Origin of the sequence: Burkholderia sp. BE12 (genome assembly GCF_002959955.1) — a bacterium.
Classification (GTDB): Bacteria; Pseudomonadota; Gammaproteobacteria; order Burkholderiales; family Burkholderiaceae; genus Burkholderia.
In genome coordinates, this window is record NZ_PREY01000021.1 from 80401 (window position 1) to 94306 (window position 13906).

14 protein-coding genes are annotated in these 13906 nt (G+C 67.3%); 3 read left to right on the top strand and 11 right to left on the bottom strand.

Annotated elements, in window-relative coordinates:
- Nucleotides 1–6: 6 nt before the first annotated feature.
- The 7 genes from C4B30_RS23005 to argB form a co-directional block, all read right to left on the bottom strand.
- Complete coding sequence (locus C4B30_RS23005) at nucleotides 7–1059, bottom strand: M48 family metallopeptidase (protein WP_105133070.1); 1053 nt, start codon at nucleotides 1057–1059, stop codon at nucleotides 7–9.
- A complete protein-coding gene (locus tag C4B30_RS23010) occupies nucleotides 1049–2470 on the bottom strand; it encodes an AmpG family muropeptide MFS transporter (protein WP_027785739.1) in 1422 nt (473 codons plus the stop codon). The genes C4B30_RS23005 and C4B30_RS23010 overlap by 11 nt, the downstream gene beginning before the upstream one ends.
- A 117-nt stretch (nucleotides 2471–2587) precedes the next feature.
- A complete protein-coding gene (metW, locus tag C4B30_RS23015; RefSeq protein WP_021156285.1) occupies nucleotides 2588–3196 on the bottom strand; it encodes a methionine biosynthesis protein MetW in 609 nt (202 codons plus the stop codon).
- On the bottom strand, nucleotides 3193–4338 hold the full coding sequence (metX, locus tag C4B30_RS23020) for a homoserine O-succinyltransferase MetX (protein WP_027785738.1): 1146 nt from the start codon (nucleotides 4336–4338) through the stop codon (nucleotides 3193–3195). The genes metW and metX overlap by 4 nt, the downstream gene beginning before the upstream one ends.
- 267 nt (nucleotides 4339–4605) lie before the next feature.
- Complete coding sequence (slmA, locus tag C4B30_RS23030) at nucleotides 4606–5268, bottom strand: nucleoid occlusion factor SlmA (RefSeq protein WP_027785737.1); 663 nt, start codon at nucleotides 5266–5268, stop codon at nucleotides 4606–4608.
- Entirely contained in the window at nucleotides 5235–6026 is a 792-nt protein-coding gene (locus C4B30_RS23035) for an HAD-IA family hydrolase (RefSeq protein WP_027785736.1), read from the bottom strand. The genes slmA and C4B30_RS23035 overlap by 34 nt, the downstream gene beginning before the upstream one ends.
- Entirely contained in the window at nucleotides 6023–6922 is a 900-nt protein-coding gene (gene argB, locus C4B30_RS23040; protein ID WP_027785735.1) for an acetylglutamate kinase, read from the bottom strand. The genes C4B30_RS23035 and argB overlap by 4 nt, the downstream gene beginning before the upstream one ends.
- Before the next feature lie 293 nt (nucleotides 6923–7215).
- Between argB and C4B30_RS23050 the strand changes: the two genes are divergently transcribed.
- The 3 genes from C4B30_RS23050 to C4B30_RS23060 all read left to right on the top strand — a co-directional run bounded on the left by C4B30_RS23050 (nucleotide 7216) and on the right by C4B30_RS23060 (nucleotide 9521).
- Nucleotides 7216–7440 carry a cysteine-rich CWC family protein gene (locus tag C4B30_RS23050; RefSeq protein ID WP_027785734.1) on the top strand — a complete coding sequence of 75 codons (225 nt, stop codon included), beginning with the start codon at nucleotides 7216–7218 and terminating at the stop codon, nucleotides 7438–7440.
- A 103-nt stretch (nucleotides 7441–7543) separates the two neighbouring features.
- On the top strand, nucleotides 7544–8965 hold the full coding sequence (locus C4B30_RS23055) for an ATP-binding protein (RefSeq protein WP_027785733.1): 1422 nt from the start codon (nucleotides 7544–7546) through the stop codon (nucleotides 8963–8965).
- A gap of 13 nt (nucleotides 8966–8978) precedes the next feature.
- Entirely contained in the window at nucleotides 8979–9521 is a 543-nt protein-coding gene (locus tag C4B30_RS23060) for a response regulator transcription factor (protein ID WP_021156278.1), read from the top strand.
- Nucleotides 9522–9591: 70 nt separating this feature from the next.
- Here C4B30_RS23060 and hslU read toward each other — a convergent pair whose 3' ends face one another.
- The 4 genes from hslU to C4B30_RS23085 all read right to left on the bottom strand — a co-directional run bounded on the left by hslU (nucleotide 9592) and on the right by C4B30_RS23085 (nucleotide 13737).
- On the bottom strand, nucleotides 9592–10935 hold the full coding sequence (gene hslU, locus C4B30_RS23065; protein ID WP_027785732.1) for an ATP-dependent protease ATPase subunit HslU: 1344 nt from the start codon (nucleotides 10933–10935) through the stop codon (nucleotides 9592–9594).
- Between the two features lie 10 nt (nucleotides 10936–10945).
- Nucleotides 10946–11482: an ATP-dependent protease subunit HslV gene (hslV, locus tag C4B30_RS23070; protein ID WP_006483683.1), complete on the bottom strand. Its 537-nt coding sequence runs from the start codon at nucleotides 11480–11482 to the stop codon at nucleotides 10946–10948.
- A gap of 237 nt (nucleotides 11483–11719) precedes the next feature.
- The gene (dksA, locus tag C4B30_RS23075) at nucleotides 11720–12136 is read right to left on the bottom strand and encodes an RNA polymerase-binding protein DksA (RefSeq protein ID WP_006477498.1); all 417 of its coding nucleotides are present in this window, start codon (nucleotides 12134–12136) and stop codon (nucleotides 11720–11722) included.
- A gap of 497 nt (nucleotides 12137–12633) precedes the next feature.
- On the bottom strand, nucleotides 12634–13737 hold the full coding sequence (locus tag C4B30_RS23085; RefSeq protein WP_027785731.1) for a CobW family GTP-binding protein: 1104 nt from the start codon (nucleotides 13735–13737) through the stop codon (nucleotides 12634–12636).
- Between the last annotated feature and the right edge of the window lie 169 nt (nucleotides 13738–13906).

Sequence of the window (13906 nt, forward strand, 5' to 3'; positions counted from 1 at the left end):
GGCCGCTCAGCGCCGCACGATCTTGCGTCGCTGCGCGCTGATGCCCGCGTAGTCGGGCAGCGATTCGACGCGTTTGCCCGTCGCCTTCGCGTACAGCGGCATCAGGTCCGGCAGCCGGTTCAGCAGATCCTGGCGCCGCGCCGTGCTGTACGGGTGCGTGTAGATGAAGCCCGTCGTCTTGTTCGCGCGTGTCGCGACCGCGAGCTTGTCCCACAGCGTGATCGCCGCGCGCGGATCGAAGCCCGCGCGTGCGGCGATGTCGCCGCCGATCACGTCGGCTTCGGTCTCGTCGGTCGGATCGTAGTGGAGCGTCTGCAGGCGCTCGCCGAGGTTCAGTGCCTGCGGCAGCGGATCGCCGACGCCGAACAGCGGCGGCAGCGTGGCCGCGCGCAGCGACGTCTGCGAGGCTGCGCCGAAGTTGCTGCGCGCGTGTTCGCGCAGCGCGTGCGCGATGCCGTGCGCGAGCAGCACGCCGAGCTCGTCGTCGTTCAGGCGGATGTGGTCGAGCAGGCCGCCGTACACGAGCACCTTGCCGCCCGGCAGGCAGGTCAGGCGGATGTCGCGCGAGCGGATCGCGTTGACGTCCCATGCCCAGTTCTTTACGCGATCGTTCCACTTCACCGAATACGGCGCGAGCTTCGCGACGATCGCGCGCAGGCGCTTCACGCGCGGCTGGTTCGCGGCCAGCAGGCGGTTGCCGTCGGCGGCCGCCTGCACGATCTGCGCGTACTCGCTCGCGGTGAGCTGCTCGAGCAGCGGCGACGGAAGCAGCGTGCGGAACGCGATCTCGTTGCCGTAGCGGACCTGCTGCGGCGTCGGCGTATACGTCTTCGTCGACACGGCGCCGCCGGTCGGCTGCGCGGCTTCGGCGGCGGACGGCGCGGCGGGCGCGGCGGAAGTCGCCGGTGTGGATGGCGTTGCCTGCGCCGCGGCCGGCGCGGAGCCCGCCGCGGCCGAGCCGGTGTCGGCCGCGTGCGCGAACCCCGCGGCGAGTGCCGCGGCGCCGACGCTCAGCGAAGCCGCAACGCGCGCGACGCGATGCAGGCGCTTACTGAGCACGGCTGGCCTCGCCGTTGCGGGCGGCACCGTTCCACGGCGCGATCCTGAACAGCAGCAGCATGCCGGGAATCGCGAGCGCGGTGCACACGATGAAGTAGTCGTACCAGCCGATCTTCGCGACGACGAAGCCGCTCGCGGCCGACGCGAGCGTGCGCGGCACCGACGCGAGGCTCGTGAACAGCGCGAACTGCGTGGCCGTGTAGCGCGGGTCGGTCGTGCTCGCGATATACGCGACGAACGCGGCCATCGTCAGGCCGGTCGTGAAGGTTTCGAAGCCGTAGACGATTGCGAGCGCGACCGTCATCGGGCTGAATTGCGGCGCGACGGCAATGCCGAACACCGACAGCGCCGAAGCGATCGCATGGCTCGTCGAAACGGTGAAGTCGTAGAGCACCGCGAGCACGGGCGAGCCGGGGCCGAGCTGCGCGAGCCACGCGAAGCCGAGCGTCGACACCATCTGCAGCGCGCCGAAGATCCACAGCCCGCGGCCGATGCCGATCTTCACGAGCCAGATGCCGCCGATGATGCCGCCGGCGACGCTCGCGACGAGCGCGGTGGTCTTCGCGACGATGCCGATCTCGGTGCGCGTGAAGCCGATGTCGAGGAAGAACGACGTCGACAGCGTGGTGGCCATCGTGTCGCCGATCTTGAACAGGAAGATGAACGCGATGACGAGCAGCGCGCCGGCCCAGCCGTCGCGCTGGATGAATTCACGGAACGGCAGCACGATCGCGTCGCGCAGGTTGCGCGGCGGCGTGCCGACCACTTCCGGCTCGCGCACGACGAGCGTCATCAGGATGCCCGGCAGCATGAACGCGCCGGTGATCGCGAATACCGCGTCCCACGGCAGGTGGTCGGACAGGATCAGCGCCAGCGAGCCGGGGATCAGCGCGGCGAGCTTGTACGCGTTCACGTGCACCGCGTTGCCGAGCCCCTGCTCGGTGTCGCGCAGCAGCTCGCGGCGATACGCGTCGATCACGATGTCGGCGCTCGCGCCGAAGAACGCGACGAGCGTCGTGAGCGCGGCGACCGTCCAGATCGAGTCGCGCGGCGACACGAAGCCGAGCGCGGCGATCGCGCCCGCGACCAGCAACTGCGTGAGCAGCAGCCAGCCGCGCCGGCGGCCCGGCCGCCAGCCGGGCAGGCGCGGGATGTAGCGGTCCATCAGCGGCGCCCACAGGAACTTCCACGTATACGGGAACTGGATCAGCGCGAACAGGCCGATTTCCTTCAGGTTCACGCCTTCGGAGCGCAGCCATGCCTGCACGAGGTAGACGAGCGTGAAGAGGGGCAGCCCGGACGTGAAGCCCAGAAACACGCAGATCAGCATGTGCGTGTTCAGATAGGCGCGCCAGCCGGGGTGATCCTCGTGAGCGGTGAGTGCGGGCGCCTCGTGTGGCGTTTTCGACATGGAGTGGAACTGGGTAGCGTTGACTGACGGCGGCGGTAGCGCAGGCGGCGCGGACGGGCGCAGGAGGGGCGGCCGCGCGCGTGGGCGGGCCGGATCTTCCGTCAACGGCTCCCCGGCTCAGCTGCGCTTGACGCGATAGACAGCAAGACTACCACGCCAGTTCGCTCCCCATCGAATCGGCTGGCCTTCGTGCAGCACGACGCGGTCGAGGATCGTGACACCGACCTCCGGCGCGAGCGCCTCGAAATCCTTGATCGTCAGCACCCGCACGTTCGGCGTGTTGTGCCACTGGTACGGCAGCGATTTCGATACCGGCATGCGGCCGTGCAGCACCGACAGCCGGTGCGACCAGTAGCCGAAGTTCGGGAACGACACGATGCACTCGCGCCCGACGCGCGCCGTTTCGCGCAGGATCGCGGCCGTCTGGTGGATCGTCTGCAAAGTTTGCGACAGGATCGCGATGTCGAAGCTGTGATCCTCGAACAGGCGCAGGCCGTCCTCGAGGTTCTGCTGGATCACGTTGATGCCGTTTTTCGCGCTCGCGAGCACGCCCGCGTCGTTCAGCTCGATCCCGTAGCCGGTGACGTCCAGCTCCTCCATCAGCAGCGCGAGCAGCGAGCCGTCGCCGCAGCCGAGGTCGAGCACGGTCGAGCGCGGCTCGACCCAGCGGGCGATCGTGCGGAAGTCCGCGCGCGCGGACAGGGAATTCAGCGCTTGCTGGTTCATGCTCCCACCTCGATGGCGATTCGTTCGTAATACGCGCGGATCAGGTTGTGATAGCGCGCGTCGTCGAGCAGGAACGCGTCGTGGCCGTGCGGCGCATCGATTTCCGCGTAGCTGACCGTGCGCTTGTTGTCGAGCAGCGCCTTCACGATCTCGCGCGAGCGCGCCGGCGCGAAGCGCCAGTCGGTCGAGAAGCTCGCGATCAGGTATTTCGCTTGCGTCTGTGCGAGCGCGGCCGTCAGGTTGCCGTCGAACGCCTTCGCCGGGTCGAAATAGTCGAGCGCGCGCGTGATCAGCAGGTAGGTGTTCGCGTCGAAGTAGTCGGCGAACTTGTCGCCCTGGTAGCGCAGGTACGACTCGACCTCGAATTCGACGTCGAAGCTGAAGTTGTACGCATCGAGTGCGCCGTCCGCGCGGCGCAGCGCCCGGCCGAATTTCTCGGCCATGTCGTCGTCGGACAGATACGTGATGTGGCCGATCATCCGCGCGACGCGCAGGCCGCGCTTCGGTTTCACGCCGTGCGCGTAATAGTCGCCGCCGTGGAAGTCGGGGTCGGACAGGATCGCCGAGCGCGCGACCTCGTTGAACGCGATGTTCTGCGCGGACAGCTTCGGCGTCGACGCGATGTCGATGCAGTGCGCGACGCGCTCCGGATACATCAGGCTCCACGCGAGCGCCTGCATCCCGCCGAGGCTGCCGCCCATCACGGCGGCAAAGCGCTCGATGCCGAACGCGTCGGCGACGCGCGCCTGCGCATGCACCCAGTCCTCGACGGTCACCACCGGGAACTTCGCGCCGTACGGCTTGCCGGTCGACGGATCGATGCTCATCGGGCCGGTCGAGCCGAAGCACGAACCGAGGTTGTTTACGCCGATCACGAAGAAGCGGTTGGTGTCGAGCGGCTTGGCCGGCCCGACCATGTTGTCCCACCAGCCGGTGCTGCGCGGATCGTCCGCGTAGACGCCGGCGACGTGATGCGACGCGTTGAGTGCGTGGCAGACGAGCACCGCGTTCGAGCGCGCGGCGTTGAGCTCGCCGTACGTCTCGACGACGAGCTGATAGTTGCCGAGCGCGCTGCCGTTTTGCAAACGCAGCGGTTCGGCGAAGTGCATGGTCTGTGGAGCGACGATGCCGATCGATTCCATTCGTTCCGCCTTATGACTGGGCGGCTAAATGGTGTCGGCGAGGCGCGGAGTCGGAGATGCGCGGCTGACGACCTCTTTAGCCGCATTTGTAGTGAACCGCCGGGACAAAGAGAAACCAAGGCCCCGGCCGGTTCGCGCGCCCGCAATCGAGTCAGCAAATCGGCGCGCTTCCGACCTGCCGCCAAGGGGGCGGCAGGTCGGCAAAGTATAGCGGAAATTGCGAAGCGCGGATTTCGGCGCGTGGCCGAGCGCGCCGTCAGACGCCGCTCACTGCAGGATCAGCCGCAACTGCGCATCGGCCTGCTCGCCGGGCGGCTTCTGGAATCCGCCCTTCGCGAAGCGATGCCACCTGCCGATCACATAGCTGACGAGCAGGCTCGCCCGCACAGCCGGATCGTAATCGGCCGGCAGCACGAACGGCGCCGCGCCGTCGGGCGCGCCCGCTTCCGTGCGCGCGACGCGCAGGCATTGCTTGACGGTCGCCTCGATACGGTCGAGCAACTGGTTCACGCGCTCGGTGAGCCGCTCGTCCTCGCCGACGAGCGCCTCGCCCGTCAGCACGCGCGTCATCCCGGGATTCTTCGCGGCGAAATTGAGCATCGTCAGCGCGATCGTGCGTGCCTGCAGCACGCCGTTCGGCTCCTTCGCGACGATCTGGTTGACGAGGCCGAACAGCGACTGCTCGATGAACTCGATCAGCCCTTCGTACATCTTCGCCTTGCTCGCGAAGTGCCGGTACAGCGCGGCTTCCGACACGTCGAGCCGGGCCGCGAGCGCGGCGGTCGTGATCTTCTCGGATTTCGGCGCCTCGAGCATCGCGGCGAGCGTCTGCAGGATCATCACGCGCCGCTCGCCCGGCTTCGGGCGCGGGCGCGAGGGTGTGGCCTGGCCTTCCGTTACGGCTTGGTCCTGCGGGTGAGTCGGCTGCATTTTTGTCGCCCCGATCGAGTGCCCAGTCGCAGCGATTTTAACGAACGAATCCGCTGGTCGACATAAAGCGGGCGCCCGGTGCCCGGCAGATGGCCCGGCAGGTGCCCCGTGATCCATACCGTGCCGATGCCGAGGCGCTTGTAGTGCTTCAGGTGGCTGCGGGTATCCTCGACGAGGATCGCGTCGGCCGCACGCGCATGCGCGGCGCGCAGTATCCGGCGCAGCATCGCGTGGTCGGGCTTGGCGCGCCACGCACGGCGGTCGCGCATGTGTTCGATCGCGATCACGCGCTCGAACAGCCGCTCGATGCGCAGCTCGTGCAGCACCGCGCGCGCGTAGTGCTCCGGCGCGTTGGTCAGCACCAGCTTGCGACCCGGCAGCGCGGCGACGATGCGCGCGAGGCCGCGCTCGGCGCGCACCATCGCGGGCAGGTCGGAAAACGTGTGGACCACGCGCAGGAAGTCGTGCGGGTCGATCGGGTGATGGCGCGTGAGGCCGAGCAGCGCGGCGCCGTAGCGCTCGGTGTAGCCGTTGCGCAGGCGGTCGGCTTCGGCTCGCCCGACCTGCAGCGCGTCGATGATGTATTGCGTCATCGCACGGTTGATCTCCGGAAAGATCGCGTGCGACGCGTGGTGCAGCGTGTTGTCGAGATCGAACAGCCAGACGGGCGCGCCGGCGCGCGGCCGGCTGCGCGAGATGCGTCGGCGCCGCAACGGGGCCGGCAGAGCCGAGCCGGCAGGCGGGCGGCGCGCGCTCAATGCGAGCGGATCATCGTGCCGAACGGCTGCTCGGTCAGGATTTCCAGCAGCACCGAGTGCTCGATCCGGCCATCGACGATGTGCACCGACTTCACGCCGCTCTTCGCCGCGTCGAGCGCCGACGAAATCTTCGGCAGCATGCCGCCCGAAATCGTGCCGTCCTCGAACAGTGCGTCGATCTCGCGTGCGGACAGGTCGGTCAGCAGGTTGCCGTCCTTGTCCATCACGCCCGGGATGTTGGTCATCATCAGCAGCTTCTCGGCGTTCAGCACGGTCGCGAGCTTGCCCGCGACGAGGTCTGCGTTGATGTTGTACGAGAGGCCGTCCTGACCGAGGCCGATCGGCGAGATCACCGGGATGAACGCATCGTCCTGCAGCGCCTTCACGACGGCCGGGTTGATCGCCTCGACTTCGCCGACCTGGCCGATGTCGATGTACTGGCCCGGGTTGTCGCGGTCCGGCATCAGCAGCTTGCGCGCGTGGATCAGGCCGCCGTCCTTGCCCGTCAGGCCCACCGCGTGGCCGCCGAAGTGGTTGATTAGCATCACGATGTCCTGCTGCACTTCGCCGCCGAGCACCCATTCGACGACTTCCATCGTCTCTTCGTCGGTGACGCGCATGCCCTGGATGAAGGTGCCGGCCTTGCCGATCTTCTTCAGCGCGTGATCGATCTGCGGACCGCCGCCGTGGACGATCACCGGGTTGATGCCGACCAGTTTCAGCAGGATCACGTCGCGCGCGAAGCCTTGCTTGAGCCGCTCTTCCGTCATCGCGTTGCCGCCGTATTTGATGACCACGGTCTTGCCGTGGTAGCGACGGATATACGGCAGCGCCTCCGCGAGGATTTCTGCTTTCAGCGTGGGGGCGATCTGCGAGAGGTCGATGGGCTCGGACATGGCGGCGGCTCTGGCTGGGAACGGTTGAAACAGGGCGAATTGTACAGGAGTGGCGCAGCGCAGCATCGGGTTTTTGGGCCGGCCGGAACACCGGCGGCGCGACGCGGCATCGCACGCGGCGGCCCGCCGGCTATGGCGCGGCACGATTCGAGCGTGGTCGCGCTGAGGGCGCCGACGGGCGGGTGCGCGTGCGTTTGCGGCCGACTTCGGCCGGGCGGCCGGCGTGCAAAATTCAGCCGCCGCGCTATGCTTGTCGCGTAGGGCGATGTCCCGCCCGCTTCCGCGAATGCGCCATGACCGATTCCGCCGCCGACGCCCGTTCCGCCCCGCGCCGTGCGCGCTGCCCGCACTGCGGGCGCGGCTTCGACTGCGGCGCGCACACGCAGCCGTTCGACTGCTGGTGCGCGTCGATGCCGGTGCTGCCCGACGGCACGCCGCCGGCGGCCGGTGCGCGATGCCGATGCCCCGAGTGCCTGGCTGACGAGATTGCGCAGCGCATGGCCGGCGCGGCCGGTTGACGAGGCGCCGCCGGAGGCCCCGCCGCGCACGCGCGTCGCCCGTTCGTGCGCGCGGATCCGGCCCCGCTAGAGGCGCGGGGCGCTAAACGGGTAAACTGCCCGGATGCAACGAATCACCACCACCGGGCGCGTCAACCTCAGTCACCTGTTCTGGCTCCGCAATCTCGCGATCATCGGCCAGCTCGTGACGATCGGCGTCGTGCAGACCTATTTCGGCGTACATCTGCCGCTGCCGGCGATGCTGATGGTCATCGCGCTCGAAATCGTTTTCAACGCGCTGACCTGGGTGCGCGTGCTGCGCGCGCGGCCCGAGACCAATTTCGAGCTGCTCGGCCAGCTGTGGGTCGACCTCGGTGCGCTGTCCGCACTGCTGTTCCTGTCGGGCGGCACGACCAACCCGTTCGTGTCGCTGTACCTGCCGTCGCTCGCGATCGCGGCGGCCGTGCTGCCGTGGCACCTGATGATCTGGCTCGCGGCGTTCGCGGTCGCGTGCTACGCGGCGCTCGGCTTCGATTCGGTGCCGCTCAACATGGACAATCCGGCGAACCTGTTCGACTACTACCGCACCGGCATGTGGGCGAACTTCATGGTCAGCGTCGGGCTGATCGCGTGGTTCGTCGCGCGCATGTCGAATGCGCTGCGCCAGCGCGACGCGGCGCTTGGCGAAGCGCAGCAGCACCTGCTGCGCGACGAGCGGGCGGTCGCGCTCGGCGTGCAGGCCGCCACCGTCGCGCACGAAATGGGCACGCCGCTGTCGACGATCGCGATGCTCGCCGAGGAGTTGCGCGACGCGGCGCGCGCCGATCCGGGGCTGGCGCGCTACGAGGCCGACCTGAAGGTGCTCGAGGAGCAGATGACGCTCTGCACGTCGGCGCTCGCGCGCCTGCGCAGCCGCGCGAGCACGCCGGCGAGCCGCCAGCCGGTGGACGACTGGCTCGACACGTTCGTCGAGCACTGGCGCCTGCGGCATCCGCACGTGCAGTTCGAGTTGCTCGGCGCGCGCCCGTCGGGCGTCGCGCTCGACGATACGGTCGCGGCCGGCCAGATCCTGACGATCCTGCTCGACAACGCCGCGCGCGCGAGCCCGCAGCGCGTGACGCTCGCCGCGAAGGTCGCGCACGACCGCGCGGCCGACGAAATCGAATTCGAGGTATGCGACGACGGGCCCGGCATTCCGGCCGCGCTGCGCGAATCGCTCGGCGCGATGCCGGTCGACAGCACGCAGGGCGGGCACGGCGTCGGCCTGTATCTCGCGTTCAGTGCGGCCGCGCGGCTGGGCGGCGAGATCGAACTGTCCGATGTCACGCCGCGTGCGGCGGGCGGCAACGGGCGGGCCGGCGGTGCGGCGAACGGCCACGCGGCGGCCACATCGGGACAACGCACGGGTGCACGTGCAGCCGAACGGCCAACCGGCACGCCGGACAGCCGCCCGCCGGCCGGCGCAGCGGCCGTGCGCGGCACGCGGGCCGTGCTGCGCCTGCCGGTCGTGCGTGTCGCGATGCCGGCTGCCTCAACCAACACGTAGACGGAGAAACCACATGAGCGAGAACAACTTCCTGGTGATCGACGACAACGAGGTGTTCGCGGGCACGCTCGCGCGCGGCCTCGAGCGCCGCGGTTACGCGGTTCAGCAGGCGCACGACAAGGAGGCGGCGCTCCGGCTCGCCGCGGGCGGCAAGTTCCAGTTCATCACCGTCGACCTGCATCTCGGCGAGGATTCGGGGCTGAGCCTGATCGCGCCGTTGTGCGATCTGCAGCCCGATGCGCGGATTCTAGTGCTGACCGGCTACGCGAGCATCGCGACCGCCGTGCAGGCCGTGAAGGAAGGCGCCGACAACTACCTCGCGAAGCCGGCGAACGTCGAGTCGATCCTGGCCGCGCTGCAGACCAACGCGACCGAAGTGCAGGCCGACGAGGCGCTCGAGAATCCGGTCGTGCTGTCGGTCGACCGGCTCGAATGGGAGCACATCCAGCGCGTGCTGGCCGAGAACAACAACAACATTTCGGCGACCGCGCGCGCGCTGAACATGCACCGCCGCACACTGCAGCGCAAGCTCGCGAAGAAGCCGGTTCGGCAATAAGCGGCACACCAACGAAAACGGGCGGCCCCCGACGAAGGGGCCGCCCGTTTTTCATCCGGCGCCGCGCGCGTTACAGCACGTAGCGCGACAGGTCTTCGTCCTGCGACACTTCGCCGAGCGCGCGATCGACGTACTTCGCGTCGATCGTCACGCGCTCGCCGGCGTGGTTGCCCGCCGAGAACGACACTTCCTCGAGCAGCTTCTCGATCACCGTGTACAGCCGGCGAGCACCGATGTTCTCGGTTTTCTCGTTAACCGCGAATGCGATCTCGGCGAGGCGCCGGATACCGTCGTCGGCGAATTCGAGCTGCACGTCTTCGGTCGCGAGCAGTGCCTGGTACTGCTTGACGAGGCTCGCGTCGGTCGCATCGAGGATCGCCTCGAAGTCTTCGACCGACAGCGAATCGAGCTCGACGCGGATCGGGAAGCGCCCCTGCAGTTCGGGAATCAGGTCGCTCGGCTTCGCGAGGTGGAATGCGCCGCTCGCGATGAACAGGATGTGATCGGTCTTCACCATCCCGTACTTCGTGTTGACCGTCGTGCCCTCGACGAGCGGCAGCAGGTCGCGTTGCACGCCCTGGCGCGACACTTCACCGCCGGTGCCTTCGTTGTTGCGCGACGTGATCTTGTCGATCTCGTCGAGGAACACGATGCCGTTCTGCTCGACGTTCTGCACGGCCTTCGTCTTCACTTCCTCTTCGTTCAGCATCTTCGCCGCTTCCTCGTCGGTCAGCAGCTTCAGCGCTTCCTTGATCTTCACCTTGCGGCGCTGCTTCTTGCCGCTGCCGAGGTTCGAGAACATCGAGCGGATCTGCTCGGTCATCTCTTCCATCCCGGGCGGCGCCATGATGTCCATGCCGACCGACGGCTGCTCGAGGTCGAGCTCGACTTCCTTGTCGTCGAGCTGGCCTTCGCGTAGGCGCTTGCGGAACGTCTGGCGCGTCGCGTTGTTGTCGTCGTTCGCGTGGTCGGCATTGCCGCCGAAGCCCACCGCGCGCGGTTGCGGCAGCAGGATGTCGAGGATGCGGTCTTCCGCCTGATCGGTCGCCTTGCTGCGCACCTTGCGCATCTCGGTTTCGCGCGTCTGCTTGACCGACGTTTCCATCAGGTCGCGCACGATGCTGTCGACGTCGCGGCCGACGTAGCCGACTTCGGTGAACTTGGTCGCTTCGATCTTGATGAACGGCGCATCGGCGAGCTTCGCGAGGCGGCGCGCGATTTCGGTCTTGCCGACGCCCGTCGGCCCGATCATCAGGATGTTCTTCGGGGTGATTTCCTGGCGCAGCGGGTCGGCGACCTGCTGGCGGCGCCAGCGGTTGCGCAGCGCGACGGCGACGGCCTTCTTCGCCTTCGCCTGGCCGATGATGTGCTTGTCGAGTTCCGAGACGATCTCGGCAGGGGTCATGGTGCTCATGGGGCTGTCCTTACTCGATCGTTTCGATGATGCGGTTGTGGTTCGTGTAGATGCACATGTCGCCGGCGATCCCCAGCGACTTCTCGACGATCTCGCGCGGCGACAGGTCGGTATTCTCGACGAGCGCGCGGGCCGCGGCCTGCGCGTACGCGCCGCCCGAGCCGATTGCGCAGATGCCGCCTTCCGGATCGAGCACGTCGCCGTTGCCGGTGATCACGAGCGTGGTGGTCGCATCTGCCGTGATCAGCATCGCCTCGAGGCGGCGCAGCATCCGGTCGGTGCGCCAGTCCTTCGCGAGCTCGACGGCCGCGCGGGTGAGGTTGCCCTGGTGCTTCTCTAGCTTCGCCTCGAAGCGATCGAGGAGCGAGAACGCATCGGCGGTGCCGCCCGCGAATCCGACCAGAACCTGGTTGTTGTAGATCCGCCGCACTTTCCGCGCGCCACCCTTCATGACGATGTTGCCGAGGGTTACCTGGCCGTCGCCGCCGAGCGCGACCTTGTCGCCGCGCCGGACCGAAACGATGGTCGTGCCGTGAAATTGCTCCATCTGCGTTCCTTGAGAAAAACGGGGAAGAGTCGGGCGGCGCGAGGCGCCGCCGCGTGAATCCGCAGTGCGCCGGGAAGCGGCCCGGCGCGCGTCCGTTTCATTTTAGGGCGGGCGCCGGGATATCAAGAGGGGGAGACAAATCGGCCGGCGGCCGGGAGCCGGCGCCGGAAAAACAAAAAGCGCGCGGCAGGCCGCGCGCTTCCGGGAAGCAGCGTGTCTGAGCGGAATGCCGCTCGATCAGTCGCCGAACAGCTTCTGGCGCAGCTCGCGGCGCTCCTGCGCCTCGAGCGACAGCGTGGCGGTCGGACGCGCGAGCAGGCGCGGAATGCCGATCGGTTCGCCGGTTTCCTCACACCAGCCGTAGTCGCCGGAATCGATGCGGGCGAGCGACTGCTGAACCTTCTTGAGGAGCTTGCGTTCGCGATCGCGCGTGCGCAACTCGAGCGCGTGCTCTTCCTCGATGGTCGCGCGGTCGGCGGGATCGGGAACGATCACCGTCTCGCGCAGGTTCTCGGTCGTCTGGCCTGCATTCTTGAGGATGTCCGCCTGCAACTGTTCGAGCCGATTTTTGAAGAAGGCGAGCTGATCCTCATTCATGTAATCCTTGTCGCTCATCTTCAGGATTTCGGCTTCGGTCAAGAGTTTCTTCGTCATCTGCTTGCTTCTTCAATGTGCGGCAAATCGAGAGATAGTGCCTGCACTTTGGGATTACCCGCAACCGCCCTTGCAATCATTTGCGATTTGCCGCCGCGGGGCCGAAAGCCTCTGGAAAACCGGTTCTCAAATACCAGGATAGGCCTGGCGCGGATTTGCGCGCGCTGCGAACCGGTATGCTGCGCGGCAGATCGCATCGGCCGCGGCCGGGAGGCGGATGGGCGATCCGGCGCGGTTGCGATGCCCGGATAAAACTGGTTCAGCAAGAACCGGGCCTGTTTGTTGCCGTACTCCAGCGGGCACGTATTGTAACTGAATCGCAAGCGGCCGCCGTATCGGGTCGATCCCCGTCGGTCGCGCCGATATCTAGAAAATATAACGCGCAAATCGCGAAAAAGCGATGACGGCGAAACCCTGCCCGGAAAAGGCGTCGCGCGGCTGCCGCGGCTGCCTGCGAAGGCGGCCGGGCAGCGCGGGACGGCAGGCGCCCGCGCGGGTCAGGCGAGGCAGGCGTCGAGGCCGTCGGTGATCAGGTCCTGCGGCAGGTCGACGCCGATGAACACCATCTTGTTGGTCTTCTTCTCGGCCGGCAGCCACTTGGCGGCGAGGTCGCTGCCCATCATCTGGTGCACGCCCTGGAACACGACCTTGCGGTCGACGCCCTTCATGTACAGCACGCCCTTGTAGCGCAGCATCCGCTCGCCGTAGATCTGCAGGATGCCGCCGAGGAAGTCTTCCAGCTTGTTCGGATCGAACGGGCGGTCGTTGCGGTACACGAACGACTTGATCTTGTCGTCGTGGTGCGCGTGGTGATGATTGTGGTGGCCGTGATCGTGGCCGTGATCGTGGCCGTGATCGTGATCGTGCGCGCATTGACCGTGATCGTGGTCGCAACCGGCGTGATCGTGATCATGGTCGTGATCGTGGTGGTCGTGCGCGTGATCGTCCTCGGCGAGGAAATCGGGATCGATCTCGAGCTTCGCGTTCAGATTGAAGCCGCGCAGGTCGAAGATTTCCTTGATGTCCGCTTCGCCGAAATTCACGACCTTGATCGCGGCCTTCGGGTTCATGTGCATCAGGCGGTGCTTGAGGCCGGCGACGGTCTGGTCGTCGACCAGGTCCGACTTCGTGATGAACAGGCGGTCGGCGAAACCGACCTGGCGCTGCACCACTTCGTGTTCGTCGAGTTGCGCGTTCGCGTGCTTCGCGTCGACCAGCGTGATGACCGCGTCGAGCAGGAAATCGTCGGCGATTTCGCTGTCGATGAAAAACGTCTGCGCGACGGGGCCCGGGTTCGCGAGGCCGGTCGTCTCGATCACGATGCGGTCGAAGTCGAGTTTGCCTTCGCGCTTTTTCGCGGCCAGATCGCCGAGCGCGCGGGCGAGGTCGCCGCGGATCGTGCAGCAGATGCAGCCGTTGCTCATCTGGATGATCTGCTCGTTCGAATCCTGCACGAGGATTTCGTTGTCGATGTTCTCTTCGCCGAACTCGTTCTCGATCACGGCGATCTTCATGCCGTGCTGTTCGTTCAGGATGCGCTTGAGCAGCGTCGTCTTGCCGCTGCCGAGGAAGCCGGTGAGGATGGTGACGGGAGTGGCCATGTCGGTCGCCTGTGGTTCGTGAATCGGGGTCAAAACCAGGATGTGCGTCGCGCCCTCGCGCTGCGAGCCGGGGCGCACAACTATCCATTGAAACATACCTGTCAAGCCCCCGCCCGTCGTCCGGACGACAGGCGAAAGCGCTGGCCCGCCAGCGGGCGGCAGGCGCGGT